This is a genomic window from Aeromicrobium sp. P2_G6, from assembly GCF_056403535.1.
In genome coordinates this window covers 154,353-179,074 of the sequence record NZ_JBFUFH010000008.1, presented here as the reverse complement: position 1 = coordinate 179,074, position 24,722 = coordinate 154,353, and the positions used below count along the sequence as shown (strand labels likewise).

24 protein-coding genes are annotated in these 24,722 nt (G+C 68.9%); 6 read left to right on the top strand and 18 right to left on the bottom strand.

Going from position 1 to position 24,722, the window contains the following annotated elements; genetic code table 11:
* Positions 1–117: 117 nt before the first annotated feature.
* From AC1DVU_RS21410 to AC1DVU_RS21370, 9 genes are all read right to left on the bottom strand, one after another.
* Positions 118–1,374 (bottom strand): lysophospholipid acyltransferase family protein, encoded by a 1,257-nt coding sequence (locus AC1DVU_RS21410; RefSeq protein WP_476924485.1) that lies wholly within the window; start codon positions 1,372–1,374, stop codon positions 118–120.
* Positions 1,371–2,354 (bottom strand): NAD-dependent epimerase/dehydratase family protein, encoded by a 984-nt coding sequence (locus AC1DVU_RS21405; protein WP_476924484.1) that lies wholly within the window; start codon positions 2,352–2,354, stop codon positions 1,371–1,373. The genes AC1DVU_RS21410 and AC1DVU_RS21405 overlap by 4 nt, the downstream gene beginning before the upstream one ends.
* 6 nt (positions 2,355–2,360) lie before the next feature.
* Positions 2,361–2,462, bottom strand: a complete 102-nt coding sequence (locus AC1DVU_RS21400) for a 30S ribosomal protein bS22 (protein ID WP_019143756.1) — start codon at positions 2,460–2,462, stop codon at positions 2,361–2,363.
* A gap of 188 nt (positions 2,463–2,650) precedes the next feature.
* A complete protein-coding gene (locus AC1DVU_RS21395; protein ID WP_056399614.1) occupies positions 2,651–2,836 on the bottom strand; it encodes a helix-turn-helix domain-containing protein in 186 nt (61 codons plus the stop codon).
* Between the two features lie 158 nt (positions 2,837–2,994).
* Entirely contained in the window at positions 2,995–4,170 is a 1,176-nt protein-coding gene (locus AC1DVU_RS21390; RefSeq protein ID WP_476924483.1) for an acetoin utilization protein AcuC, read from the bottom strand.
* A 90-nt stretch (positions 4,171–4,260) separates the two neighbouring features.
* Positions 4,261–5,067 carry a pyrroline-5-carboxylate reductase gene (proC, locus tag AC1DVU_RS21385; protein WP_476924482.1) on the bottom strand — a complete coding sequence of 269 codons (807 nt, stop codon included), beginning with the start codon at positions 5,065–5,067 and terminating at the stop codon, positions 4,261–4,263.
* Between the two features lie 34 nt (positions 5,068–5,101).
* Positions 5,102–5,746, bottom strand: a complete 645-nt coding sequence (locus AC1DVU_RS21380) for a LysE family translocator (RefSeq protein ID WP_476924481.1) — start codon at positions 5,744–5,746, stop codon at positions 5,102–5,104.
* Between the two features lie 29 nt (positions 5,747–5,775).
* A complete protein-coding gene (locus tag AC1DVU_RS21375) occupies positions 5,776–6,561 on the bottom strand; it encodes a sugar phosphate isomerase/epimerase family protein (protein WP_476924480.1) in 786 nt (261 codons plus the stop codon).
* A 24-nt stretch (positions 6,562–6,585) separates the two neighbouring features.
* The gene (locus AC1DVU_RS21370; protein WP_476924479.1) at positions 6,586–7,497 is read right to left on the bottom strand and encodes a Ppx/GppA phosphatase family protein; all 912 of its coding nucleotides are present in this window, start codon (positions 7,495–7,497) and stop codon (positions 6,586–6,588) included.
* Positions 7,498–7,562: 65 nt separating this feature from the next.
* On the opposite strand from AC1DVU_RS21370, the gene AC1DVU_RS21365 reads away from it, so the two are divergent.
* Positions 7,563–8,306, top strand: a complete 744-nt coding sequence (locus AC1DVU_RS21365) for a DUF3109 family protein (RefSeq protein WP_476924478.1) — start codon at positions 7,563–7,565, stop codon at positions 8,304–8,306.
* Positions 8,307–8,348: 42 nt separating this feature from the next.
* Positions 8,349–8,987 carry a VOC family protein gene (locus AC1DVU_RS21360; protein WP_476924477.1) on the top strand — a complete coding sequence of 213 codons (639 nt, stop codon included), beginning with the start codon at positions 8,349–8,351 and terminating at the stop codon, positions 8,985–8,987.
* An 11-nt stretch (positions 8,988–8,998) separates the two neighbouring features.
* On the opposite strand, the gene AC1DVU_RS21355 is transcribed toward AC1DVU_RS21360, so the two are convergent.
* The 4 genes from AC1DVU_RS21355 to AC1DVU_RS21340 are packed head-to-tail and all read right to left on the bottom strand — an operon-like array spanning position 8,999 to position 13,537.
* On the bottom strand, positions 8,999–9,697 hold the full coding sequence (locus AC1DVU_RS21355) for a methyltransferase domain-containing protein (protein WP_476924476.1): 699 nt from the start codon (positions 9,695–9,697) through the stop codon (positions 8,999–9,001).
* 49 nt (positions 9,698–9,746) lie between these two features.
* Complete coding sequence (locus tag AC1DVU_RS21350) at positions 9,747–10,673, bottom strand: NAD-dependent epimerase/dehydratase family protein (RefSeq protein ID WP_476924475.1); 927 nt, start codon at positions 10,671–10,673, stop codon at positions 9,747–9,749.
* A 4-nt stretch (positions 10,674–10,677) separates the two neighbouring features.
* The gene (locus tag AC1DVU_RS21345) at positions 10,678–11,691 is read right to left on the bottom strand and encodes a glycosyltransferase (protein WP_476924474.1); all 1,014 of its coding nucleotides are present in this window, start codon (positions 11,689–11,691) and stop codon (positions 10,678–10,680) included.
* Positions 11,684–13,537: a hypothetical protein gene (locus AC1DVU_RS21340; RefSeq protein ID WP_476924473.1), complete on the bottom strand. Its 1,854-nt coding sequence runs from the start codon at positions 13,535–13,537 to the stop codon at positions 11,684–11,686. Before AC1DVU_RS21340 ends, AC1DVU_RS21345 begins: the two co-directional genes overlap by 8 nt.
* 109 nt (positions 13,538–13,646) lie before the next feature.
* On the opposite strand from AC1DVU_RS21340, the gene radA reads away from it, so the two are divergent.
* Both radA and disA read left to right on the top strand, forming a co-directional pair.
* Positions 13,647–15,023 (top strand): DNA repair protein RadA, encoded by a 1,377-nt coding sequence (gene radA / locus AC1DVU_RS21335; protein WP_476924472.1) that lies wholly within the window; start codon positions 13,647–13,649, stop codon positions 15,021–15,023.
* Positions 15,024–15,065: 42 nt separating this feature from the next.
* Positions 15,066–16,166: a DNA integrity scanning diadenylate cyclase DisA gene (disA, locus tag AC1DVU_RS21330; RefSeq protein WP_476924471.1), complete on the top strand. Its 1,101-nt coding sequence runs from the start codon at positions 15,066–15,068 to the stop codon at positions 16,164–16,166.
* A gap of 42 nt (positions 16,167–16,208) precedes the next feature.
* Here the strand turns inward: disA and AC1DVU_RS21325 are convergent, their stop codons facing one another.
* Complete coding sequence (locus AC1DVU_RS21325; protein WP_476924470.1) at positions 16,209–16,901, bottom strand: hypothetical protein; 693 nt, start codon at positions 16,899–16,901, stop codon at positions 16,209–16,211.
* A 101-nt stretch (positions 16,902–17,002) separates the two neighbouring features.
* Here AC1DVU_RS21325 and AC1DVU_RS21320 point away from each other — a divergent pair, with 101 nt between their 5' ends.
* Positions 17,003–17,899, top strand: a complete 897-nt coding sequence (locus AC1DVU_RS21320; RefSeq protein ID WP_476924469.1) for an HhH-GPD family protein — start codon at positions 17,003–17,005, stop codon at positions 17,897–17,899.
* A 3-nt stretch (positions 17,900–17,902) separates the two neighbouring features.
* On the opposite strand, the gene AC1DVU_RS21315 is transcribed toward AC1DVU_RS21320, so the two are convergent.
* Complete coding sequence (locus AC1DVU_RS21315) at positions 17,903–18,439, bottom strand: TetR/AcrR family transcriptional regulator (protein WP_476924468.1); 537 nt, start codon at positions 18,437–18,439, stop codon at positions 17,903–17,905.
* Between the two features lie 67 nt (positions 18,440–18,506).
* Between AC1DVU_RS21315 and AC1DVU_RS21310 the strand changes: the two genes are divergently transcribed.
* Positions 18,507–18,833 (top strand): DMT family transporter, encoded by a 327-nt coding sequence (locus tag AC1DVU_RS21310; protein WP_476924467.1) that lies wholly within the window; start codon positions 18,507–18,509, stop codon positions 18,831–18,833.
* A 63-nt stretch (positions 18,834–18,896) separates the two neighbouring features.
* Here the strand turns inward: AC1DVU_RS21310 and AC1DVU_RS21305 are convergent, their stop codons facing one another.
* The 3 genes from AC1DVU_RS21305 to AC1DVU_RS21295 form a co-directional block, all read right to left on the bottom strand.
* Positions 18,897–21,410, bottom strand: coding sequence for an ATP-dependent Clp protease ATP-binding subunit (locus AC1DVU_RS21305; RefSeq protein WP_476924466.1), 2,514 nt, complete (start codon positions 21,408–21,410; stop codon positions 18,897–18,899).
* Between the two features lie 86 nt (positions 21,411–21,496).
* Positions 21,497–24,040 (bottom strand): AMP-binding protein, encoded by a 2,544-nt coding sequence (locus AC1DVU_RS21300; protein WP_476924465.1) that lies wholly within the window; start codon positions 24,038–24,040, stop codon positions 21,497–21,499.
* Between the two features lie 25 nt (positions 24,041–24,065).
* A complete protein-coding gene (locus AC1DVU_RS21295; protein ID WP_476924464.1) occupies positions 24,066–24,722 on the bottom strand; it encodes a hypothetical protein in 657 nt (218 codons plus the stop codon).

Sequence of the window (24,722 nt, the reverse complement as noted above, 5' to 3'; positions counted from 1 at the left end):
GGCGCGTTGATCTACCCAACTTGGGTGCTCAGCTCACTGGGTTTCGACTAGGTGGCGCCTTCGGCGCGCTTCGGCTCAACCTTGATCGACGTTCGGCCGCTGGCGGCCTCAGCCGATCTAAAAGAACGCGTTGCCTCGGTCGACCAGCAGGCCGTAGAGCGTCTGCTGGATCGTCTCCCGCACCTGGTCGGTCACGTTGAACAGCAGCATCGGATCGTCCGCGGACTCCGGGTCGTACGCGTCGGTGCGGATCGGCTCACCGAACTCGATGATCCACTTGCTGGGCAGCGGGACCATGCCGAGCGGACCCAGCAGCGGGAAGAACGGCGTGATCGGCAGATAGGGCAGCCCGAGCAGGCGGGCCAGCGAGGGCACGTTGCCCACGAGCGGGTAGATCTCCTCGGCGCCGACGATCGACACCGGGACGATCGGCACCTGTGCCCGCATGGCCGACGAGACGAAGCCGCCCCGGCCGAATCGCTGGAGCTTGTAGCGCTCGGCGAACGGCTTGCCGATGCCCTTGAAGCCCTCGGGCCACACACCGGCGAGCTCGCCGGTCGTGAGCAGCCGCTCGGCATCCTCGGTGCAGGCGAGCGTCGCCCCGACCTTGCGGGCGATCTGGCCGACGAACGGGAGCGAGAACACGAGGTCGGCGCCCAGAGGCCGCAGGTTGCGCCCGGAGTACTTCTTGACGGCGTAGCCCGTGATCAGACCGTCGATCGGGACCGTGCCCGAGTGGTTGGCGACCAGCAGCGCCCCGCCGTCGGCCGGGATGTTCTCGATCCCGCGGACCTCGAGGCGGAACCACTTCTCGGCGAGGGGTTCGATCGCGGCCGCCAGGACCTCGGTGATCTGCGGGTCGAAGCCGAACTCGTCGACCTCGTAGTCGCCGCTCATGCGCTTGCGGATCGTCGCGAGAAGCGTGGCGACGCGCGACTCCCAGTCGGAGCCGAGGACTCGCTGCGCGCCCTGGATCAGGGCGACCACGATCTCGTCGATCGGGATGCCGGCCGACAGCGGTGCAGCTCCAGCCGTCCGGGTGCGCTTGGCGGCTTCCTCGGCCGCCGCAGCGGCCGCCTCGGCCGCGTCCTCGTCGGTCACGGCACGCAGCCGCGGCTTCGGTGGCGGTGGTGGGGGTGCCGCGGGCGCCGTCTTCTTGGCCGCAGTCTTCTTGGCCGCAGTCTTCTTGGCGGCCGGCTTGGCAGTCTTGGCGGCACTCTTCTTGGCCGTGGGTTCGGGGACCTGCTTCTTGGCGACTGGCTTCTTGGCAGGAGGCGCACCGGCGAGCGCGCGCGCTGCCGCCGATGGCGAGGTCTGGCGGTTGCCGCGGCCAGCCTTGCCACCCGATCCGATGGTCTTGCGGTCGTCGGTCATGCTCGTCCCCCCACCGCAGACATGAGGCCGGGCCTCACTGACTCGCGGAAGTCGTCGAAGGTGTCCTGGGAGGTGCGGGTCAGCTCGTAGCCGAAGATCTCTCGCAGCGCTGAGGTGTCGACGACGCGGCCGTAGGTCAGGAGGCGGTGCAGATCAGGCGGGATGTCGGATCCTGCTGCCCGCAGCACCCGCCGCGCAGCTGTGGCGAAACCGATCGGCGGCAGCGGGATGATCGGCCGACCGAGCCGACGAGCCGCCTGGCTGAGCAGCACGACGCCGTCGCCGGCGATGTTGAACGTGCCGGGACGGTCCTTGAGGATCGACTGCTCCAGGACCGCGAACGCATCCCTCAGGTCGGCGAACTGCAGCCGGGGATCGAAGCCCATGACCGCCGGGAGCACCGGGCTGGAGAAGTAGGTCGCCAGCGGGGTCTCGATCGACGGGTGCAGGATCTGCGCCGATCGAAGCGTCGTGATGATGACTTCGGGGCGGCGCCGGGCGAACCCACGAACGTACGACTCGACCTCGACGATGTCCTTGGGGAACCCGCTGCGTACGCCGTCGCGGGCGAGCAGCGACTCGGTGAACATCGCCGGGTCGCGCGGCGACGAGCCGTAGACCGCGGTCGAGGAGCCCAGGACGAACTTGGTGACCGTCGACGAGCGCTGGCAGGCAGCCAGGAGCTGCATCGTGCCGATGACGTTGAGCTCCTTGGCGCCACCGGCACGGCCGCGCTTGGGCGGGTTGACGTCGAGATGGACGACGGTGTCGACGTCCTCGACGGCGATGACCTTGCCCACGACCGGAGTGCGGATGTCGGCGCGGACGAACTTCACGCCACCGAGGTCACCTGGCGGCAGCATCGTGTCGATGCCGACGACCTTGCTGATGCCCGCATCCTCGCCAAGGTCCGCGAGTCGGCGCGCGAAGAGCGACGCAAACGAACCCGCAACACCGGTGACGAGGACAGACCGGGCCATGGAGGACTACTTGCCCAGACGACGACGCTGTACTCGCGTGCGCTTGAGCATCTTGCGGTGCTTCTTCTTCGACATCCGCTTGCGACGCTTCTTGATGACTGAACCCACGGGTCACGACTCAATTCTTGTTGGCCACGCGATGTGGCTGGTGCCTGAGATTGGTGGCCATTCCGGAGATCGCCGACGTGCCTTTGGTCCCCGGTACTGGCTGCGAACAGCCTACACGTGAGCATCCGCCGGGATTTTGCCCGACCATGCACGCGCTGGGAGCCGCGAATCGTACGTTGGGCGCCTGGTCAGCCAGCCTGGAAGTAGGACTTGCCGAGGAACTCCTCGACAGCGTGCTCGGGCACGCGGAAGGAGCGCCCCACGCGGACGGCTTCGAGCTCGCCGGAGTGCACGAGACGGTAGACCGTCATCTTCGAGACTCGCATCTGAGCCGCCACTTCCGCGACGGTCAAGAACGTCGGTCCGGATGCCATGTCACCACCTGCTTCCTGAGGGGCACGCGCGCTCTCCGGCTTCCCCACCGGAGAAACAGCGCGCGTGCCTTGGTTGAGACTAGTGCCTCCTGAGGCCTCCGGGACAGTAGTTACCCAAATTCCCTCGCTAGAGCGCATTCTGCCCGGTATTTCAGGGCTCACGGCTGGGGATCGAGGCCGTTCAGGGGGAATGCCGCGGTGCGGGTGGCCTGGATCGAGCGATCCAGCCAGCTGGCGGGGTCGTAGCCCTGTTCCCAGGCGCGATAGCCCACGGCGCGACCGTCTGTCATGCGCAGCGGTCCGGGCGATCCGCGCAGCTCCTCGATGCGCGCACGCCAGCGTTCCGGGGTCAGCGTGGAGGGGTCGAGCGGTGATCCCGCGACGATCGCGAGCAGATGCGCCCAGGCCCGGGGCACGACGTCCATGACGGCGTAGCCGCCACCGCCCGTGGCGACCCACTTGCCGCCGCAGACCTCCTCGGCGAGGTCGCGCAGGGCGAGGTAGGACGCGCGCTGGCCATCGACGCTGAGCATCAGGTTGGTCAGCGGGTCGTCCATGTGGGAGTCGCACCCGTGCTGCGTGACAAGGATGTCGGGCTTGAACTCGCGCACCAGCGCCGGCACCACGGCGTGGAACGCGCGCAGCCACCCGGCGTCCGACGTGCCGGGCGGGAGCGGCATGTTGACCGCGGAGCCTTCGGCGCCCTCCCCACCGGTCTCGGCGGAGTAGCCGGTGCCGGGGAACAGCGTCTGCGGGCCCTCGTGGATCGAGATCGTCAGGACCCGTGGGTCGTTCCAGAACATCTGCTGCACGCCGTCGCCGTGGTGGGCGTCGACGTCGACGTACGCCACGCGTTGCGCACCGTTGTCGAGCAGCCACCGGATCGCTAGCGCGACGTCGTTGTAGATGCAGAAGCCGCTGGCGTTGCCGGGCATCGCGTGGTGCAGTCCCCCGCTGACGTTGACCGCGCGGGGTGCGGCCCCGGTCCAGACCCGGCGGGCCGCCTCGACGCTGGCGCCGGCGATCAGGGCGCTGGCCTCGTGCATGTGGGCGAACACCGGGTTGTCGTCGGTGCCCAGACCGATGCTCGGATCGGTGTCCGTCGGGTGGTCGCTGAGCCTGTGGACGCCTTCGATGTAGCTCGCGGAGTGGATCAGGTTGAGCTCGTCGTCGGTGGCTGGAATCGCCCCGACGACATCAAGCCCGTCGACGATGCCGATCTCGCGGGCGAGTGCCATCGTGAGGTCGATGCGGACCGGCGCCATGGGGTGGGACAGACCGAAGTTGTACTCGGTCAGATGCTGGTCGAAGACGACGCATGCCCGGTCAGTCATGCCGTCACCTCCAAGAAGAGGCAACGATACGGAGGCGACGGCATGAGTGCCTCATGATTCCCTCGCTGGCGCTCGGTCATGCACTAGAGCCTATGCCGGGCCGGAGAGCTCGGCGGATCGGGCGGCGGCAGCCGAGATGCCGGCGATCAACCCGTCCTTGACCCCGTGCTGGTCGAACGTCGTGATGGCGGCGTGCGTCGTGCCGTTGGGCGAGGTGACCCGGCGCCGGAGCTCCTCGGCGGTGTCGTCCGACTCCGAGAGCAGCTTTGCCGCGCCGACGAGCGTCTGGGCGGCGAGCGTACGCGCGGTTTCCTCGTCGAGGCCTGCGTCGACGCCCCCGGCGATCATCGCCTCGGCGAGGTAGAAGACGTAGGCAGGTCCGGAGCCGGAGACCGCCGTGACGGCGTCCTGCTTGGCCTCGTCGACGACCACGACCTTGCCGCCGGACTCCAGCAGGCGTACGACCTCATCGACGCGATCGCTCGAGCACGAGGTGCCGGGCGAGATGCCGAACATGCCCTCACCCACGAGGGCCGGGGTGTTGGGCATCGCGCGGATGACCGCGACCCCGTCAGGGAGGGCGCCCTCGATCGTCCCGATCGTGATGCCGGCGGCGAGGGACACGACCGTGGCGTCAGGACTGACAGAGCCGGCGATCTCGTCGAGCAGCGCCAGCACGTCCTGCGGCTTGACGACCAGCAGGACCACATCGGCGTCGGCGACGGCCTCGGCGTTGCCGGTGACCGTGACCCCGTACGCCTCGCGGAGCTCGGTCGCCCGCTCCTCGCGCTTCTCGGAGATCACGACGTCTGTGGCAGGCTGGCCCGATCGGAGGATCGCCGACAGGAGGGTCTCGCCCATCACGCCGGCGCCGAGAATCGCGATGCGTTGAGTCATACCGGCGAGTGTAGGGCGGGTCTCCCGGGGCGGGTCAGTGGTGGTTGCCGGAGACGGCCAGCCCGACCCCCAGGCCGATCATCGACGTCCCACCGACCGCGCCCATCGCCTCGCCGCGCTTGGGCGAGGCGTTGAACCAGGTGCGGAGCTGGCTCGCGATGACCGCCCACAGGCTGTCGGAGAGCAGGCCGATCACCACGGCGATCAGGCCGAGGAGGAGCATCTGGGCCTGGACGTGGCCGTTGCCGCGATCGATGAACTGGGGCAGCACGGCACCGATGATCATGAACGCCTTGGGGTTGGAGACCCCGACGATGTAGCCCTGGCGGATCACCTTGGGCCAGGTCAGCACCGGGAAGCCGCCGGCTCCCGCGTTCTTGACGCTGAACGCCTTGCGGTGCCGGATCGCCTGGACGCCGAGCCACACGAGGTATGCGGCTCCGGCGAACTTCAGGATCATGAAGACCACGATCGACTCCTCGACGATCACGCCGAGGCCGAACGCGACCAGGATGACGACCGTCAGCAGGCCCAAGGTGTTGCCGACGACGGTCGCGAGGGCGACCGCGCGACCGTAGGCGAGCGCGCGGCCGATCGTGAACACGACGCTGGGCCCGGGAATCGCGATGAGGATGAAGGCCGCAACCCCGAAGGCGAGGAACTGGTCGGCGGTGATCATGCCTGCCATCCTCGCAGAATCTGGCGGGGTCAGACAGAGGCGTGGAGGCGGGTGAACGCCAGGGCCTCGAGCAGGTCGGCCTCGCGTTCGTTCTGGTCCTTGGCCTTGCGGGTGTTGATCTCGACGACGATCTCGCCCTCGTAGTCCGACGCCGCGACGAGCTCGAGGAACTCCCGGCACGGCTGCGAGCCGCGTCCCGGGATCAGGTGCTCGTCCTTGGCGGACCCGGAGCCGTCGGCGATGTGGACGTGGGAGAGCCGGCCGCCGAGCGCCTTGGCCATCTCCACGGGGTCCTCGCCGGCGGTCGAGCTGTGGGAGAGGTCGACCGTCACGTGCGCGTAGTCGTGCTGCAGGGGGTCCCACCCCGGCGCGTACGCCTGGAACTCGCGCTTGCCGGTGCGCCAGGGATACATGTTCTCGACGGCGTACGTGACGCCGTGCCGGTCCTCGAGGGCGGCGATGCCGTCGACGAATCCCCTGGCGTAGTCGCGCTGCCAGCGGAACGGCGGGTGCACGACGATGACCGAGGCGCCGACCTCGTGCGCCATCTCGGCACTGCGGTGCAGCTTGCCCCACGGGTCGTTGCCCCACACCCGCTGCGTGACCAGGAGGCAGGGGGCGTGGATCGAGACGACCGGGATCTCGTGGAAGGCACTCAGCGCCTTGATCGCGGTGATGTCGGCACTGACGTCGTCGATGCCGACCATGACCTCGACCCCGTCGTATCCCAACCGGGCCGCCGACTCGAATCCGCTCGCCGTCGACCCCGGGTAGACCGAGGAGGTCGACAGTGAGACGCGGATGGGACCAGGCACGTGCCCAAGGCTAGTCCGCAGGGTCTACAGGGCGTCGAGATGCTCCAGCAGCACGCCTTCGCGCAGCGCCCAGGGACAGATCTCGAGCTGCGTGAGGTCGAACAGGTCGATCGTCGCCTCGGCCACGATCGCGCCGGCCCTGATCTGGTGGGCGCGATCCGGCGACACACCCTGCAGGCCAGCGACCTCCTCGGCCGACATCGTGGCGAGCTGCTCGACCAGGGGCGAGAGGTCCTCCTTGCGCAGCACGCGGCGTACGTACTGGCCCTCGCTCGCAGGGGCGGCCCCGCAGATGCGGGCCAGCGAGCGGAAGGTCTTGCTGGTGGCGACCGCGCGGTCGAATGCCCCACCGCGCAGCACGGCTCCGGCCTCATCGGCGATCGTCGACCGGACGTGCAGCCGCAGCTCAGCGGGCGTACGCCCGGCGTCGAGCCAGTCACGGGTCAGCCGGCCGGCGCCGAGCGCCATCGACTGGGCGACGTCGGGGTTCTCGTCCCGGCCCGCGGCGATCTCGAGCGACCCGCCGCCGATGTCGAAGACCCCGAGGCGTCCGGCGGACCAGCCGAACCAACGGCGTACGGCCAGGAAGGTCAGCCGGGCCTCGTCCTCACCGCTGAGCACCTGCAGGTCGAGGCCGCTCGCCTCGTTGACCCGGTTGATGACGTCGTCGGCGTTGACCGCATCGCGCACGGCGGAGGTCGCGAACGCGAGGATCGTCGTGCAGCCCTTGTCCTCGGCCTCGGCGCGAGCGTCGACGACGTACTTGACCAGCCGCGAGACGCCCTCCTCTGTCACGGCGTTGTCGGTGTCGAGGTGCTCCGCGAGGCGCAGTGGCTCCTTGTAGCTGTGCGCCGGGACCGGCGGGCCTCCGCGGAACGCGTCGACCACGAGGAGGTGGCCCGTATTGGAGCCGATGTCGAGGACGCCCATGCGCATACGCCCATCCTCTCACTGGCCGGCGCACAGTCCGTGCTGTGCACCCGCGCACTACGATGAAAGCGATGCCAGAAGTCGAGCTCGGATTCCCCCGTACGTACGTGGAGTTCGCCAATCCCGCGGACGCCACCGAGGTCTTTCGCTGCGACCTGACCTGGCTCACCTCGCGGTGGACCTGCATCTTCGGCGCCGGCTGCCCCGGCATCTACGAGACCAGTCCCGAGGCCGGCTGCTGCACCCTCGGAGCGCACTTCGCCGACGATGACGACGCCACGCGGGTCGGCGCGGTCGTGGACAAACTGACCCCGGCGCACTGGGAGCGGCACGACGAGGGCCACCGCAACGGCTGGACCGAGAAGGACGACGAGGGTGAGCTCAAGACGCGCGCGTTCGAGGGCGCCTGCATCTTCCACAACTCACGCGGCTTCGAGGGCGGCTACGGGTGCGCACTGCACGGCTATGCGCTCGAGCAGGGGCTCAAGCCTCATACGACCAAGCCCGATGTGTGCTGGCAGCTCCCGCTGCGGAGACAGTTCCGCGACGTCGACCGCGGCGACGGCACGACATACACCGAGACGCAGATCGGCGAGTACACCCGCGCGGGCTGGGGACCGGGAGGTGCCGACCTCGACTGGTACTGCTCGTCCAACACCGAGGCGCACGTCGGCCTGGAGCCGGTCTACGTGACCAACCGCGATGAGCTGACCGAGCTCATGGGCGAGGCTGGATATGCCGAGCTGGCCCGCTATTGCAGGGAGCATGAGGCCGGTGGCACCAATACACCACACCCGGCCGACCCCCACCGCTGACCCCCTGCACCGGGGTGATCCGCGGTCAGGCAACAATGCCGTATGCACCTCGACCACGTCTCGTTCGCCGTCGGCCCTGACGGCCTCGCCGGTACGACTGCAGAGCTCGGCCGGCTGCTGAATGCCAAGTTCATCGATGGCGGTGCCCACCCCCGGTTCGGCACCCGCAACATGATCCTGCCGCTCAAGAATCGTCAGTACCTCGAGGTCGTCGAAGTACTCGACCACCCCGCCGCCGACAAGGCCGCCTTCGGCCAGGCCGTCCGGGCCCGGCGCGACGCCGGCGGAGGCTGGCTGGGATGGGTCGTCTCGGTCGACGACATCACCGAGGTCGAGCACCGCATGGGTCGGCACGCAGTGCCGGGCAACCGGCGGCGCCCCGACGGCTACAACCTCGAGTGGCGCCAGATCGGCACGAGCGGCATGAAGGCCGACCCGCAGCTGCCATTCGTCATCAAGTGGGAGAAGGACCCGGCCGAGCACCCGTCGCAGATGGCCGACTCCGAGATCTCGCTCACGGCCCTCGAGATCGCCGGCGACCCCCGCCGCCTTGCCGACTACCTCGGTGAGCCGGCCGTCGAGGCGCTCGAGGACATCGAGGTCCGCTGGGTCGCCCCGCACGGCACCCCCGGCATCCTCGCTGCGGAGTTCACGACCCCGGACGGCGTCGTCCGAATCTGAGCAGTCGCTGGCTAGGGCTTGCGGGCTCGAAGCATCAGCGAGACGCCGGGCAGCCCGCCGGTCGGCAGGAAGCGCTCCATGCCCACGATCGCGTGCAGGACCCGGTTGAGTGGAGCAGACACCATCTCGATGTCGCTCCCGGTGTTGGACTCACGACTTCGTTTCCACGCAATCGCAGGTCGCAGGATCACGTTCCATGACCTGACCTTCTCGATCGTGAACCCCGCGTCCTCGAACAGCGTCGTCAGCGATTCGCGCGTGTAGCGACGCAGATGACTCACGGCATCGTCGTGCTCGCTCCAGAGCCGGGGATCTGCCGGCACCGCGATCAACACACGACCACCCGGCTTGAGGACCCGCATCATCTCTTCGGCCACGGCCGCGTCGTCCTTGATGTGCTCGAGCACGTCGTACGACACGGCAAGGTCGAACTGTGCGTCGGGCATGGGCAGCTGCGTGGCGTCGCCGCGTACGACCTTGATCCCTCGGTCCTTGGCCATCTCGGCGCCGGAGGAGTCGTACTCGAGCGCGACGGCCTGCCAGCCGAAGTCCTCGAGCACCCTCGTGTTGCCGCCCGCGGCGGCCCCGATGTCGATGGCGCGGCCGGGGACCATACGCCTCAGCTCGCGAGCGATCAGCGCCCGCCGTTCGCGAAACCACCAGTGGCCTTCTTCGATGACAGCCATCTGCTGGATCTCGATGGAATCCATTGCTCATATTTTAGTGGCGGATGCGGAGTCCGCAATTTCGTCGAGCCAGTCACACGAGCTGCGCCAGCCGGCCGTCCGCGAGCTGTCGCCTGAGGTCCTGGAGGACGAGGCCGACACCCGCCTCGAGGGGCGTCCGCTGCCCGCGGCTCACCTCACGCGACGTCTGCATCCGCAGATCCAGGAAGTACGGGCCGTCCGCCAGTCGGTGAATGACCGGGATCGAGCGTCCGCTGATCCGTTCGACGGTCACCAGCAGCTCGGCGATGCTCGCCGCGCGCCCTGAGCTCACGACGCGGCGAGTCACCCCCGGCTCGTCGGTCCGGGTCATGCGGTGGATGTCCGACACGACGAAGCCGGCGGCATCGTCGACATAGATGTAGTCACGCAGGGTCGGCAGCGGAGCGAAGATCGTCACCGGACGGTTCAACAGTGCCCCGACGGCCAGTTGCGTGATCAGTCCCTGCTGCTTGAACAGGTCCTGCCCGGGTCCGTACGCATTGGACAACCGGCCGATCGACACCGGCAACCGGGTCGACATGGAGTCGACCAGGCCTTCCTGGGCCAGCTTCATGCGCCCGTACGCGTTGAGCGGCCTCGGCGGTGTGGTGACGCCGAACGGAGGATCGGCCGAGCCGGCATACACGCCGCCGGCCGACGAGACCAGATAGAAGCCGCCCCGACCGTGTGGGAGGCGGCCCGGGAGCCGGCCGCAGAACGACTCCAACAGCTCCAGCTCGCCGTCGAGCGCAGCCTGGCTGGTGAGCATGACGCCCGCTCCGGCCGCCCACACGATCCCCCAGTCGTCATCACTGACCCAGTCGGCGAACCGGTCGAGCTCATCACCCAGGACGCCTGCCGCGCGATCGGTGCCCCACGGGACCTTGACCGAGTCGAACGGCCGTAGACCCGGAGCGCGCGCCACGGCCGAGCCGACAAGCCCGCCGGCTCCGACGACCCAGGTCTTGACGGGAGACATGCTCCTAGTCGCTCCGTGCGTCAATCGCGCCGGGGAACGCTGACTTCGGGTCGCTGACGACCAGATAGCTCGTGCGGCCCATGGAGCGGGCAGCGATCATCCCGATGTATTCAGCGATGACCCCGAGGGACAGCAGGATCAGGCCGCCGCCGACGAGTCCGCCGACCATGACGGTCGTCCACCCGGCCACCTCCACGCCTCCCGTCGCCTTCCGCACGACGTAGAAGACACCCAGGGCAAAGCCCAGGAACGCCAACATCACACCGAGGCCCGACACGACCCGCAACGGCTTGGTCCCCGACGACAGCACGAGTCGCCAGAAGTGGGAGGCGAGGCGTCTCGGCGTGTAGGTCGTGGCAGGTCGCCCCTCCGTCCGCATGGGGATGTCCACGCCGGCCACGGTCGGCACGACCCAGGCGAGCGCGACGTCGAGATAGACGCCGGGCCCGATCGAGGCGGCGACGACGCGGCCCAGTCCCCCTGACATGAGCCGGAAGCTGTGGAAGTCGACGCCCACCGCTGCGTTGCCGATGAGCCACTTGAAGATGCGCTTGGCCAGCCGCGACATGGCGTTGCGGACGAACCCGTGCGGGGGCTGGTTGGAGGGCTTGGCGTAGACGAGCTGCGACCGCGTCTCATACGCCCGGTCGAGCATCGACGCGATGAAAGCGGGATCGTGCTGGCCGTCCTCGTCCATCGTGACGACCCAGTCCGAGCCCGTGGCCAGGATGCCGGCGCAGGTCGCCGGATGCTGGCCGAAGTTGCGGGAGAGCCACACCGGACGGATCCACGAGTGCTTCGTCGCGAGCTCGCGAATGATCTCGTCGCTCGCATCCTTGCCGTGGTCCCACGCGAGCACGACGGAGTCGACGACGTACGCCAGACCGCCCTGCGTACGTTGGACGGTGGTCAGGGTCGCGATCTCGTCGATGAGGCTGTTCAGCGTCGCCTCGCCGTTGTAGACGGGGATGACGATCGACACCGAGATCGGCCGATCGGTCTCTACGTGCTCACTCATCGGTGCCACCGTTCTGCTCGCCACGGGCCACGCTGCAGGCTTCGCTCGCCGATTCTGCTGAGCGATCCGGCCTCCAGAGGGTCTGGGTCGTTGCTGGGTACCCCGAGGCCCCCTGCGCAGTCTTCCATTCGCCGGCGACGCGGTGGTCCTCGGACAGGTTGATCCCTGATGCGCGGAGCACGGTCTCCGGAATGGTCCTGGCGCCGGCGGGATCGGTCAGCACCCAGGCGCGCGCCAGATCCCGGCAGTCCGCGTAGGCCAGCGACATGCCGGCCGCCTCCTCGCTGCCCTCGTATCCGCCGATCGTCCAGGCTTGGCCCATCGTCCGGCCATCCAGTGCATAGACCAGGGTCGGCGACGCTCCCGTCAGGTCGATCAGCGGCGTGCCCGGGACGAATCCCGCCTCGTCGGCGACCTTGCGGGCGTCGTCGACGTACGTGGCGAAGTCCGCCGTCAGCTTGAGGCTCGCACCATCGGGCCCGATCTGGGTTGCGATGGTGTTGTCGCGGATCGCGGCGACCTGCCGGTATGGCTTGTCGGCGGCTTGCACCAACAGCGCCGCGGTCAGCACCTGCGTCCCGATCCCGAGCACCGCGAGCGTCGTCACGACCCCGTCGAGCTCGCGGGCGACGCCGAGGAGGACCAGACCCCCGAGGATCCAGAGCAGCGCCGCACTGCCGCTGGCCATCCAGTAGTTGTTGTTCGTGCCCATGACGTACGCGGCCGGCATGAGGAACAGCAGCGCGGCGACCCCGAGCTCTGCGCGAGTGGGTCGACGCCGACCGGTCAGGGCCGTGCTCGCGGCGGCGATCACTGCTGCGAGCGGAATGCTCAGCAACACCAGCTCGCGGAACGCGTCGTCGCCGAACTGCTCTCTCCAGTGACCCTGACCGAGCAGGCCGACGATGGCCGCCGACAGGACCGCGAGCCCGACGAGCCCGAGTCGCGAACGCGGGCGGGCCAGCAGGGCGGCCGCTGCCAACAGCCCGACTGTGACCGCGAACCCGATCGACACGAGGATCAGCCGCACGCCCATGTCGAGCGGATCGATGCGGACGGTCTCGGCGAGGGTGTGTCCACCACCGCCGAGTGCAGCCAGGATGTCCGCTCCGGACTGCACCCGGGTGATGAAGTCGCGGACCGATCCGTCGATCGCGAGTGCCGTCGCGACCAGCAGCCCGGAGGCCACCGCAGCCGATCCGAGGATGAGTCGGGGCTTGCGCACCAACAGTGCGAACAGGACGACCAGCACACCCGCTGCGAGGGCCGTCGTCGGCTTTGCCAGGAAGGCAAGCCAGCCTCCGACGCCGATCAGCGCCATCGCCCACACCGGTGTGCGCTCGCTGGTGACCGACAGCAGCACGCCGATGCCCACGAGGATCAAGGCCTGCAGTGCCAAGCCGTTGTAGCTCGGGGTGAGGATCCACACGGTGCCGAACAGGGCCAGCGAGGCGGACGCGAGGGAAGCCGACAGGCTCACGCGCTGCCAGCGAGGCACCTCGCGCCCAACCAGGACAAGACGGACCACCAGATCGCTCAGCAGCCAGGCCAGGCCAAAGGTCAGGACCACGTTGAGCTGCCGCATCCGGGTGATGTCGGACCCCACCAGCTCGAACATTGGGTGATAGACGAACCCGAACTGTGTGACCGAGGGGGCGTCGAGGTCCGGCGTGGCGATCGACACGAGGTAGTAGCCCTCGTCGGTGAAGTCGATGCCCCGGTCGCTCGCCCACAGCACCAGGGTGAGCATGACGAGGCTGCCCATCGCCGCGATGATCGTCAACACCCGCGGGAGCGTCACCGGCCCGAGACGTGCTGACGGGGCTTTCTGCTGAGGCTCGAGCATCGACAGAAGTCTAGATCGCGACGCCCAGTCGCGACTGATGCCAGTTCGACCCAGCACGTTTCGTCACTGCCTGAGCCATTTCGTCACCTGCTTCGCCTAGCGTGTGGGCATGGCCGCCACCAAGACCGCCCGACCCGCATATGTGTGCGCGGACTGTGGCTGGACCACCAGCAAATGGGTCGGCCGCTGCGGCGAGTGCCAGGCGTGGGGCACCGTCGACGTCGCGGCTCCCGTGCGCACCGGCCGCACCCAGGCCGCTCCCGTCGTCACACCGGCGGTCCCGATCAGCCATGTCACGATCGAGTCGGCGCGTTCGACGACATCGGGCATCGGCGAGCTCGACCGGGTGCTCGGCGGTGGCGTCGTGCCCGGTGCAGTGCTGCTGCTCGCCGGCGAGCCCGGGGTGGGCAAGTCCACGCTGCTGCTCGAGGTCGCTGCTCGCTGGGCCAGGGCCGGCCGCCGCACGCTCTACGTCTCCGGCGAGGAGTCGGCGGCGCAGGTACGCCTTCGCGCCGAGCGCACGGGTGCCGTCGACGACAACCTCTTCCTCGCCGCCGAGACCGATCTCGGCGCCGTCCTGACCCACGTCGACACGGTCAAGCCGGGGCTCCTCATCGTCGACTCGGTCCAGACGATCGGCTCGGCGGATGTCGACGGCGTGCCAGGTGGCGTCACCCAGGTCCGCGAGGTCGCATCGGCGGTCATCCAGCAGGCCAAGCGCGACAACATCGCGACGTTGCTGGTCGGCCACGTCACCAAGGACGGCTCGGTCGCCGGGCCTCGCGTCCTCGAGCACCTCGTCGACGTCGTGCTGCAGTTCGAGGGCGATCGCAGCTCGCGACTCCGTCTGCTGCGAGCGGTCAAGAACCGCTTCGGCCCGGTCGACGAGATCGGCTGCTTCGACTTGGTCGACGACGGCATCGTCGAGGTCCCCGACCCCACGGGGTTGTTCGTCTCCCGCCACGAGCAGCCCGTGCCCGGGACGTGCGTGACCGTCACGATGGAGGGCCGCCGGCCGCTGCTCGCTGAGGTGCAAGCGCTGACCGTCAAGTCGTCGACGCCCTCCCCCAGGCGTACGTCCAGCGGTCTCGACTCGTCGCGAGTCGCGATGATCCTCGCGGTCCTCACCAAGCACTGCAGGATCAACCTGTCCGAGCTCGACGTCTACACCGCGACGGTCGGCGGCGCGCGACTCGTCGAGCCGTCGGTCGACCTGGCGCTCGCTATCGCGACGGTGTCCGCCGAGCGGGAGTTCGCGGTGCCGGCCGACCTCGTGGCGATCGGCGAGGTCGGGCTCGCGGGTGAGGTCCGCAAGGTCAGCAACCTCGCCGCCAGGCTTCGCGAGGCCGAACGGATCGGGTTTCGCCGGGCAGTGGTGCCAGCCGGCTCTGAGGGACTCGACGGGCTCCGATCGTCGATGGCGATCGCTGCCGTCAGCAACATCGAAGCAGCGATGGCCTGTCTCGATGTCACGGCACCCTACTGAGACCGCATACACTGAGGCGACCTGAGTGAGGTGGTGAGGGGCATGGTGTCATCTGCGGAGCGAGCCGCGGCGGCAGCCGAGACTTCCGCGCGCCTGCGTGCCACCCTGGCGACCGTCGCGCCGGGCACCTCGCTGCGTGAGGGCCTCGAACGCATCCTGCGTGGCCGCACCGGCGCCCTGATCGTCGTGGGTCACGACCGCCAGATCGAGGCGATGTCGACCGGCGGCTTCGCCCTCGACGTGCCGTTCACGGCGACCGGCCTGCGTGAGCTCGCCAAGATGGACGGCGCGATCATCCTCGACCGCGACGCGACCCGCATCCTCATGGCCGGCGTCCACCTGATGCCCGACCCGTCGATCGTGACGCAGGAGACCGGCACCCGTCACCGCACCGCCGACCGGGTGGCCCGCCAGACCGGCGCGCCCGTCATCTCCGTCTCGGCGTCGATGCACATCATCGCGCTCTACCTCGAGGACCTGCGTCACGTGCTCGAGGAGACCGGCGCCGTCCTGGGCCGCGCCAACCAGGCCCTGCAGACCCTCGAGCGCTACCGCAACCGGCTCGACGAGGTCTCCGACGCCCTGTCGGCCCTCGAGATCGAGGACCTCGTCACCGTCCGCGACGTCTCTGCCGTCGCCCAGCGACTCGAGATGGTCAGCCGCATCGCCGGCGAGATCGACACGTACGTCCTCGAGCTCGGCTCGGACGGCCGCCTGCTGGCGCTCCAGCTCGAGGAGCTCATCAGCGGGGTCGACGCCGAGCGTGAGCTGATCATCCGCGACTACATGCCCAGCGGCCGCCGCGGCCGTACGACCGAGGCAGTGCTGGCCGAGCTCGCCGCGATCGAGTCGACCGACCTCGTCGACCTGGGCTCGGTCGCCCGCGCCCTGCGCATCGGCACCGAGGAGACCCTCGACAGTCCGCTGGCGCCGCGCGGCTACCGCCTGCTCGCCCGCATCCCGCGGCTGCCGATCACGGTAGTCGAGCGGCTCATCGAGCACTTCGGCTCGCTGCAGAAGCTACTTGCTGCCAGCATCGAGGATCTCCAGACCGTCGAGGGCGTCGGCGACCTGCGCGCCCGTGGCGTTCGCGAGGGCCTCTCGCGGCTTGCCGAGTCCAGCATCCTCGAGCGGTACGTATAACCGTTCAGTCGTCGGCCCGGACCATCGAACTAGCCGGGCCGATCAGTCGTCGGCGGGCTTCGTCGTGTTCTTGGCCGAGGGGGTCGTCTTCGTCGGAGTCGGCGTGGTCTTGGTCGGCTTGGGCTCCGGCTTGCGATCGAGGGTGAAGGTGGTCTTGCCCGGCTCCCCGCCGAGCGTGCCGACCTGCACCGAATAGGTGCCCGGCGTCGCGTAGCCCTCCTTGGTCGAGCACTTGCCGCCCGAACCGCGGCCGGACCAGGTGGCCGTGACGAGGGACGCCCACTGCGGTGAGACCGACACCGGCTGGTCGAGCAGGGCGGTCTTGCAGACCGTGGAGTCCCAGATCGCCGTCTTGTTGGCGCTGATCACGGCGACCATGTCGGCATGCTCGGGCGTGAGCGTGCACGCGGTCTTCTCGGTCGAGCTGACCACGAGACCGATCGTCACAGGGGCCTTGGTGAACTGGCCCGGCACGACCGTCGGCGTCATGCGGATCTTTTCGGGATCACACGGTCGGCTCGCGCTCACCAGCGTGACGTCGATGATGCCGTTGACGGGGGCGGCCACGGTCGGCGCCGGCGTGGTGGCCACCGTGGCCTTCGCGGTCGGCTTGGGATCCGGAGCGTCCTCGCCTCCGACGAACCGCAGAGCCAGCCACACGAGGGCGATCAGTGCCGCGAGGACGAGCAGCCGACGACGCCAGTAGACCTCCGCAGGCAACCGTCGCTGGCTCACAGACCCACGCTATCTGCGCGGCGGGCCCCAACCCGGCTCGACGCGCCCTCGCAGGACGGTCAGGAGAGGACTTTCGCCTCGCATGCGAGGATCGACGCGACATGACGACCCGTACCGATCCGCTGCCCCTCGCAGACCTTGCGCGGATGCACGACGAGCTCCTCGGCTGGTTCGCTCGCGCGGCCCGTGACCTGCCCTGGCGCCGCGATGCGTCACCGTGGGCGGTCATGGTCTCTGAGTTCATGCTGCAGCAGACCCCGGTCTCGCGAGTCCTCCCCGTCTATGAGGCCTGGGTCGAGCGCTGGCCCACCCCGGCAGCGCTCGCCGCTGAGTCGCCGGGTGAGGCCGTACGCGCCTGGGGCCGGCTCGGCTATCCCCGTCGCGCGCTCCGCCTGCACGCCGCCGCCACCGCGATCGTCGACCGCCACGGCGGCGAGGTCCCGGACTCCCTCGACGAGCTGTTGGCGCTGCCCGGCGTCGGCGCGTACACCGCCGCCGCTGTCTCGTCCTTCGCCTTCGGGGGGCGCGAGGCGGTGCTCGACACCAACGTCCGGAGGGTCTTCGCCCGGGTCGTGGGCGGCGAGCAGTTCCCGGCGGCAACCGTCACCAGCGCCGAGCGCGATCTGGCCGGCGCGCTGCTGCCCAAACGGGATGCGCACCGCTGGGCCGCCGCGACGATGGAGCTCGGCGCACTCGTCTGCACCGCCCGGTCGCCGCGCTGCGGCGATTGCCCGGTGGCTGACCTGTGCCGCTGGCGGGCCGCCGGCTATCCGGCGTACGACGGACCGGCTCGACGCGGCCAGGCCTGGCACGGCACGGATCGCCAGTGCCGCGGCCGTCTCATGGCGGTGCTGCGCGAGGCACCCGGTCCGGTGCCGAAGTCGGCTCTCGACCTCGTATGGGCCGATGCGCCGCAACGGGAGCGTGCCCTCGACGGCCTGGTCGCCGATGGCCTCGTCGAGCCGCTCGCCGACGACACGTATGCCCTGCCGAGCTGACGATCAGCCCAGAGCCTTCGCGAGGTCGTCGATGATCTGGCGTGACTCGGCCTCGTCGTCGAGCGGCCGGTCGAGGAGCACGCCGTTGAACGTCGCGTCGATCAGGCCGGCCAACCGCGGTGCGTCAGCAGCCGCCACTCCCGACCGTTGGAGGTGGGCCGCCATCGCTGCCATCCAGACGGCATTCGACTCCCGCATCGACGAGGCATAGGGCTCGCGGCCGAACAGCCCGAGCGCGGCCGCCTCGACGTACATGCGCTGGCACCGCTGCACCTGTCCCTCCGTATAGGTGGTCCAGAGGTCGAGCACGGCCTGGCGCAGCGACGCTGACGGCACCATGTCGTTGATGATCGCCTTCGAGCGCTCGTTGGAGTTCGCGAGCACGGCCGCGACCAGCTCGTCCTTGGAGCCGAAGTGATAGATCAGCATTCGGTCGCTCGTGCCGAGCTCGGCAGCAAGCGGGCGCAGGCTCAGGCCGATCAGCCCGTGAGCCAGGGCATAGTCGGTGGCCGCTTCGGTGAGGTCGTCTCGCTTGTTCATCGACACCAAACGTAGCATGTGCTACAGTCGAGCATGTAGCAAGTGCTACAGGAAGCCAGGAAATCCCATGTACGTCGCCGCAGCCCTGCTGGCCGTCGCGATCACCACCGAGGTGTTCGCCACCGCCGCCCTCCCCCGCGCCCACGGGTTCACCAACCCCGGCTGGACCGCGATCGTCGTCGCCGGCTACGCGGTGTCGATCTGGCTGCTGACCCTGGTGGTCAAGGAGATCCCAGTGTCCGTGACTTACGCGATCTGGGCGGGACTCGGCACCGCGGCGATCGCGGTCGTCGGCGTGGTGTTCCTCGACGAGCCGGTCAACATCGTCAAGGTCGCCGCGATCGCGCTGATCATCGCCGGCGTCGTGCTGCTCAACACCCAGACGTCGCACTGACGCTCCGGCACGACGAAGCCCCCGCAGCCTGGCTGCGGGGGCTTCGTGTCGTACGTGCGGAGGTTACTCGGCTGATGCCTCGACGGCCGGCGGCACATCGGCAGGCATCTCGAGGGCCAGGTCGGCCTTGTTGCGGCCCTCGAACGTGAAGACCGCCTCGGGGCCTTCGCCCTCGACACCGACCAGCACGAGCTGACCGGGCCGAAGCTCACCGTAGAGCAGCTTCTCGGCCATGACGTCCTCGATCTCGCGCTGGACCGTGCGACGCAGCGGACGCGCACCGAGCACCGGATCGAAGCCACGCTTGGACAGCAGGTCCTTGGCCTCCACCGTCAGCTCGATGTTCATGTCCTTCTCGCCGAGACGCAGCTCGAGCGAGTCGATCATCATGTCGACCATCTGCAGGATCTCTTCCTGCGTCAGCGGCGGGAACACGATGATCTCGTCGACTCGGTTGAGGAACTCAGGCCGGAAGTGCTGCTTGAGCTCGATCGAGACGCGCTCCTTCATCTTGTTGTAGGAGCCCGCGGTGTCGCCGGCCTGGCTGAAGCCCAGGTTGACGCCCTTGGAGATCTCACGCGCACCGAGGTTGGTGGTCATGATGACGACCGCGTTCTTGAAGTTGACGACGCGACCCTGACCGTCGGTGAGGTGGCCCTCCTCGAGGATCTGCAACAGCGAGTTGAAGATGTCGGGGTGAGCCTTCTCGATCTCGTCGAACAGGACGACGGAGAACGGCTTGCGACGGACCTTCTCGGTGAGCTGGCCGCCCTCTTCGTAGCCGACGTAGCCGGGAGGCGAGCCGAACAGTCGCGAGACCGTGTGCTTCTCGCTGTATTCGGACATGTCGAGCTGGATGAGGGAGTCCTCGTCGCCGAACAGGAAGTTGGCGAGGGCCTTGGACAGCCACGTCTTGCCGACGCCCGAGGGCCCGGCGAAGATGAACGATCCACCGGGACGCTTGGGATCCTTGAGCCCCGCACGCGTACGGCGGATGGCCCGGGAAAGCGCCTTGATGGCCTCGTCCTGACCGATGACCCGCTTGTGGAGCTCTTCCTCCATGTTGAGCAGGCGGCTCGACTCGGCCTCGCTGAGCTGGCCGACGGGGATGCCGGTGGCCTTGGCGAGGACCTCGGCGATGAGGTTCTCGTCGACGACCGCGACGGTGTCGAGGTCACCCGACTTCCAGGCCTTCTCACGCTCGCCCTTGGCGTTGATGAGCTTCTTCTCCTCGTCGCGCAGGGAGGCGGCAGCCTCGAAGTCCTGCGCGTCGATGGCGCCTTCCTTGCGGCGGCGCACGTCCTGGATCTTGTCGTCGAACTCCTTGAGCTCCGGCGGGGTCGCCATGCGGCGGATGCGCAGGCGGGCGCCGGCCTCGTCGATCAGGTCRATCGCCTTGTCGGGCAGGAACCGGTCGGAGACGTAGCGGTCGCCCATCGTCGCGGCCGCCACGAGCGCGTCGTCGGTGATGGAGACGCGGTGGTGCGCCTCGTAGCGGTCGCGCAGGCCCTTGAGGATCTCGACGGTGTCGAGCACGGACGGCTCGTCGACGAGGATCGGCTGGAAGCGGCGGTTGAGCGCTGCGTCCTTCTCGAAGTGCTTGCGGTATTCGTCCAGCGTCGTGGCACCGATGGTCTGCAGCTCACCACGGGCCAGCATCGGCTTGAGGATGCTGGCGGCGTCGATCGCGCCCTCGGCGGCACCCGCACCCACGAGGGTGTGGATCTCGTCGATGAACAAGATGATGTCGCCGCGGGTGCGGATCTCCTTGAGGACCTTCTTGAGGCGTTCCTCGAAGTCACCGCGGTAGCGCGAGCCGGCGACGAGCGCGCCGAGGTCGAGCGTGTAGATCTGCTTGTCCTTGAGCGTCTCGGGCACGTCGCCGCGGACGATGTCCTGGGCGAGGCTCTCGACGACGGCGGTCTTGCCGACGCCGGGCTCACCGACGAGCACCGGGTTGTTCTTGGTGCGTCGCGACAGCGTCTGCATGACGCGCTCGGCCTCGTCGTCCCGGCCGATGACCGGGTCGAGCTTGCCCTCGCGGGCGGCCTGCGTCAGGTTGCGGCCGAACTGGTCCAGCACGGCGGACGTGCTCGGGGCGGACTCGCTGGGCGCGCCGGCCTGCTCGGCCTCCTTGCCCTGGAAGCCGCTGACGAGCGTGATGACCTGCTGGCGTACGCGGTTGAGGTCGGCGCCCAGCTTGACGAGGACCTGGGCGGCGACGCCCTCGCCCTCGCGGATCAGGCCGAGCAGGATGTGCTCGGTGCCGATGTAGTTGTGGCCGAGCTGCAGTGCTTCGCGCAGGCTGAGCTCGAGGACCTTCTTGGCGCGGGGCGTGAACGGGATGTGCCCGCTCGGAGCCTGCTGACCCTGGCCGATGATGTCCTCGACCTGGCCGCGGACCGCCTCGAGCGAGATGTCGAGGCTCTCCAGAGCCTTGGCCGCAACGCCCTCACCTTCGTGGATGAGGCCGAGGAGGATGTGCTCCGTGCCGATGTAGTTGTGGCTGAGCATGCGTGCCTCTTCTTGGGCAAGCACGACCACGCGACGAGCACGGTCGGTAAATCTTTCGAACATGGCGTCCCCCTCTGCTGGACTATCAGTTCAGTTTAGTCGGGTATGGAAATCTGCACGCATCGATGTCCATATGTGTAACCCAACCTTCACCGGAGACCCGGTGTTCCGGAGTTCGCTGTCGGCAGAAAGGGGCGCCGGGTCCGGGCACGCAGGAACGACAGGCCGTAGGCCCAGGCCCGCTCGAACGCGATCCCGATGGCGATGGCCGCGCCGACCGCCAGCAGCGGGTTGATCTCGATGACCGCCGGCACGAACTGGAAGTGGCTCACGTAGATGAACAGCGAGGCGCTGGCCACCATGCCGATCGGCCGTACGAGGCGGTGCGGCACGGGGACGAGCGGGAACCAGGTCAGCACGACGAACCCGGTGAACAGGACAAGCTCTCGCTGCAGGTCCTCGAAGAACCCGAACGTCGACAGTCCGCAGATCACGGTCATGCCGACCCGTGCCGCCACCGACGGGGCGAGCGCGGCCGCCCAGCCGGCCGCGAAGCACCAGGCGATCGCGACCAGGTCGTACTCGTGGTGAAGGTCGTAGTCGGCGTAGATCCCCGTGTAGGCGAGGCGAGAGACCGTCGCGACCGCCAGCACGCCGAGGGCGAACCTGAACGGGGCACGCCGCCGGAGGCGATCAAACAGCGGGATCGCGAGCGCGAGGATCACGATGACCTGGGCCCAGAAGTACGCCTCGAGGAACCAGAGACGCCGCCCTGCTGTCACCTCGAACCCCTGGATGCCCTCGAGCATGAAGATCGAGTCGACGTCGTACGCGCGGAACAGCACGGTCATGGCACTGATCCACAGCAGGCAGGGAGCCATCACCTGCGCGAGGGACCGCCAGCGGGATCGCCAGAGGGTCGCGCGGTCCGCGCGGCCGAGCTGGAACCTCGCGAAGTTGTAGCCGGCGACCGCGAGCAGGACGTGCGCACCACCGGTCACGCTGACGACACCGGCGTGCGACAGCACGATCAGGACAATCGCCGTTGCGCGCAGGACGATGGTCGAGTCGAGGGTCGCCCAGGCCCGGCGCGGGCGGGTGGTCGTGGCGAGCTCGGCGATCGTGAGGTGCTGCCAGCCCGGCGCGGTGTCCACGTCGAGGTCTGCCAGACGTACGGACAGCTCGACGTAGCTGAGCGAGTCACCCGCGAGAGAGGTGAAGCTGTCGGTCGGCTTGGCGTCAGGACGATGCAGGACCAGCTCGAAGGCGTGACGAACCGCCTCCTCGGCCGAACGCCCCCGTGGCCCCGCGCCGGTCTGGTCCATGGGCTCGTTGGCGAGCTGACGCAGCCGGCCGTAGTCGACCTTGCCGCTCGGCGTCATCGGCAGCTCCGGGACGGTCCTCACCTGGATGGCATGGCGCGGGAGCCCGGTTGCCTGGGCGACCGCAGCGAGCAGGTCGTCGCCAGATGTCGCGAAGATGGCGATGCCAGTGTCGATCTCGACGCTGGCGGCATCCGTGCCCAGCTCGGCGAGCTCCTCCTCGAGGTGGTCGAGGTCGATCCTCATGCCGAAGGTCTTGGCGATGCGGTTGCGCCGTCCGACCCAGCGGTAGAACCCGTCGCTGCCGACCCGGGCGAGGTCACCGGTGCGCAGCTCGTCGGGTCCGGCACCCTCCGCGAGGTCCGCAGGGGTCTCGGCGTACCCCATCATCACGCCGTCGCCGGTGAAGACGAGCTCCCCGACCCCAGGCTCCGCCGACTCCGGCACCGGTTCGAGCCGGAAGCGACTGCCCGGGATCGCCTGGCCGATGGCGTCAGGCGCGGACTCCGCGGCCCACGGAGGGAGGTACGCCATCCGGGCCGTCGCCTCGGTCTGGCCGTACATGACGAAGAAGTCGAAGGCGTTCGCGCGCCCGCGAGCCGACCACTCGACGACCTTGGCGGGAGGCAGGTGGCCGCCTGCCTGGGTCACCCGGCGGAGCGAGCCGGGGAGCTGGTCATGGAAGCCGCCGCGATCGATCAGGTCGTACGTGTAGGGCACTCCGGCGAACGAGGTGACCTGTTGCTCGTTGGCCAGCTCCCAGAAGCACGGGTCCGCCACCGAGTAGGCCGTGACGACCAGGCTCGCCCCTGATTCGAGGTGACTGGCGACGACGGAGAAGCCGTACGAGTAGTGGACCGGGAGGCTCGTGATGGCTCGGTCGTCGGCCTCGATCGCCAGATAGTCGATGATCGCCTGGCTGTTGGAACGCAGGTTGCGGTGCGAGAGGCGGACCAGCTTGGTCGAGCCCGTGCTGCCCGACGTCACCAGCAGGAGCGCGAGATCGGGGTGCAGGTGCTCGGGCTCGTCCTCCCGCAGGATGGTCTCGCCGTCGGCGATCAGGACGTCCGGCCCGTACGTCTCGCTGATGCGACCGGCGAGGGCCGCGTCCGGCGGGAGCAGGATGGCGACGTGCCCATGGGCGAGTGCGGCAACCTGCGCGACGATCGTCTCGACCGTGTTGGAGCACGAGATCATGACCAGATGGCGGCCGGGGCCCCAGGCTGCCGCTACGTCCTCGGCGGCGGCGGCCAGCTCGGTGTAGGAGAGGTCGCCGATTGCCGAGCGCAACGCGGGCGCGTCACCGAACTGCCGGAGAGCGCCGAAGAACGTCCGGTCGAGTGGGAGCTCGCCGACCTTCGCTTCTGCCACGGGGAGTCATCCTACTGGTCGTTCTTCACTGGAAGCGCGGAATTCCAGGGTCTCCTGTCGTCGGAACCCGACGTGTTCGGAGGCGGGCCCAACGGCCGTCGGTCAATGCCGCGGCCAGGATGATCAGGGCTGCGCCCGCGACGATCGACCACAGCGCGACGGAGCCCTCCCAGCTGCCGAGCCCCGATCCGGCATCGGCGTAGGGAAAGACCGCCACCGACTCGTCCAGCGGCTTGAGCAGGGCCCAGAACGTGGCCGTCGGCACGGCCGTGAAGGCGATCGTCCGGCCCGGCTCGGGATCGCCGCCGGAGCGGCGCCATGTCGCGTACGCCGCTGCAGCGATCACCGCGGCGACGCCCTGACCGGCGACCGCCCACGGATGACCGAAGAGGCTCTCCCGGGACCACCAGACCGCCCCGACCCACGAGACCAGCAGCAGGACCAGGCCGCTCGAACGTACGGCCGTACGCCAGGCCAGCCGCCGTGGCGCGGTGTCGACCACGGCTGCGGCGGTCTCGTCGAAGCACCAGCCGGCGCCGGCGGCCAGCAGGCCCACCGCGACGCCCTGGAGCGGCCACATGGTCCACGGCCAGCGGTGGACCACTTCCATCAGGACGACGATCAGCACGCTGACGACGCCGAGCCGTGCCCAAGGAAGGGCACGGCCGGCATAGCCGAGCAT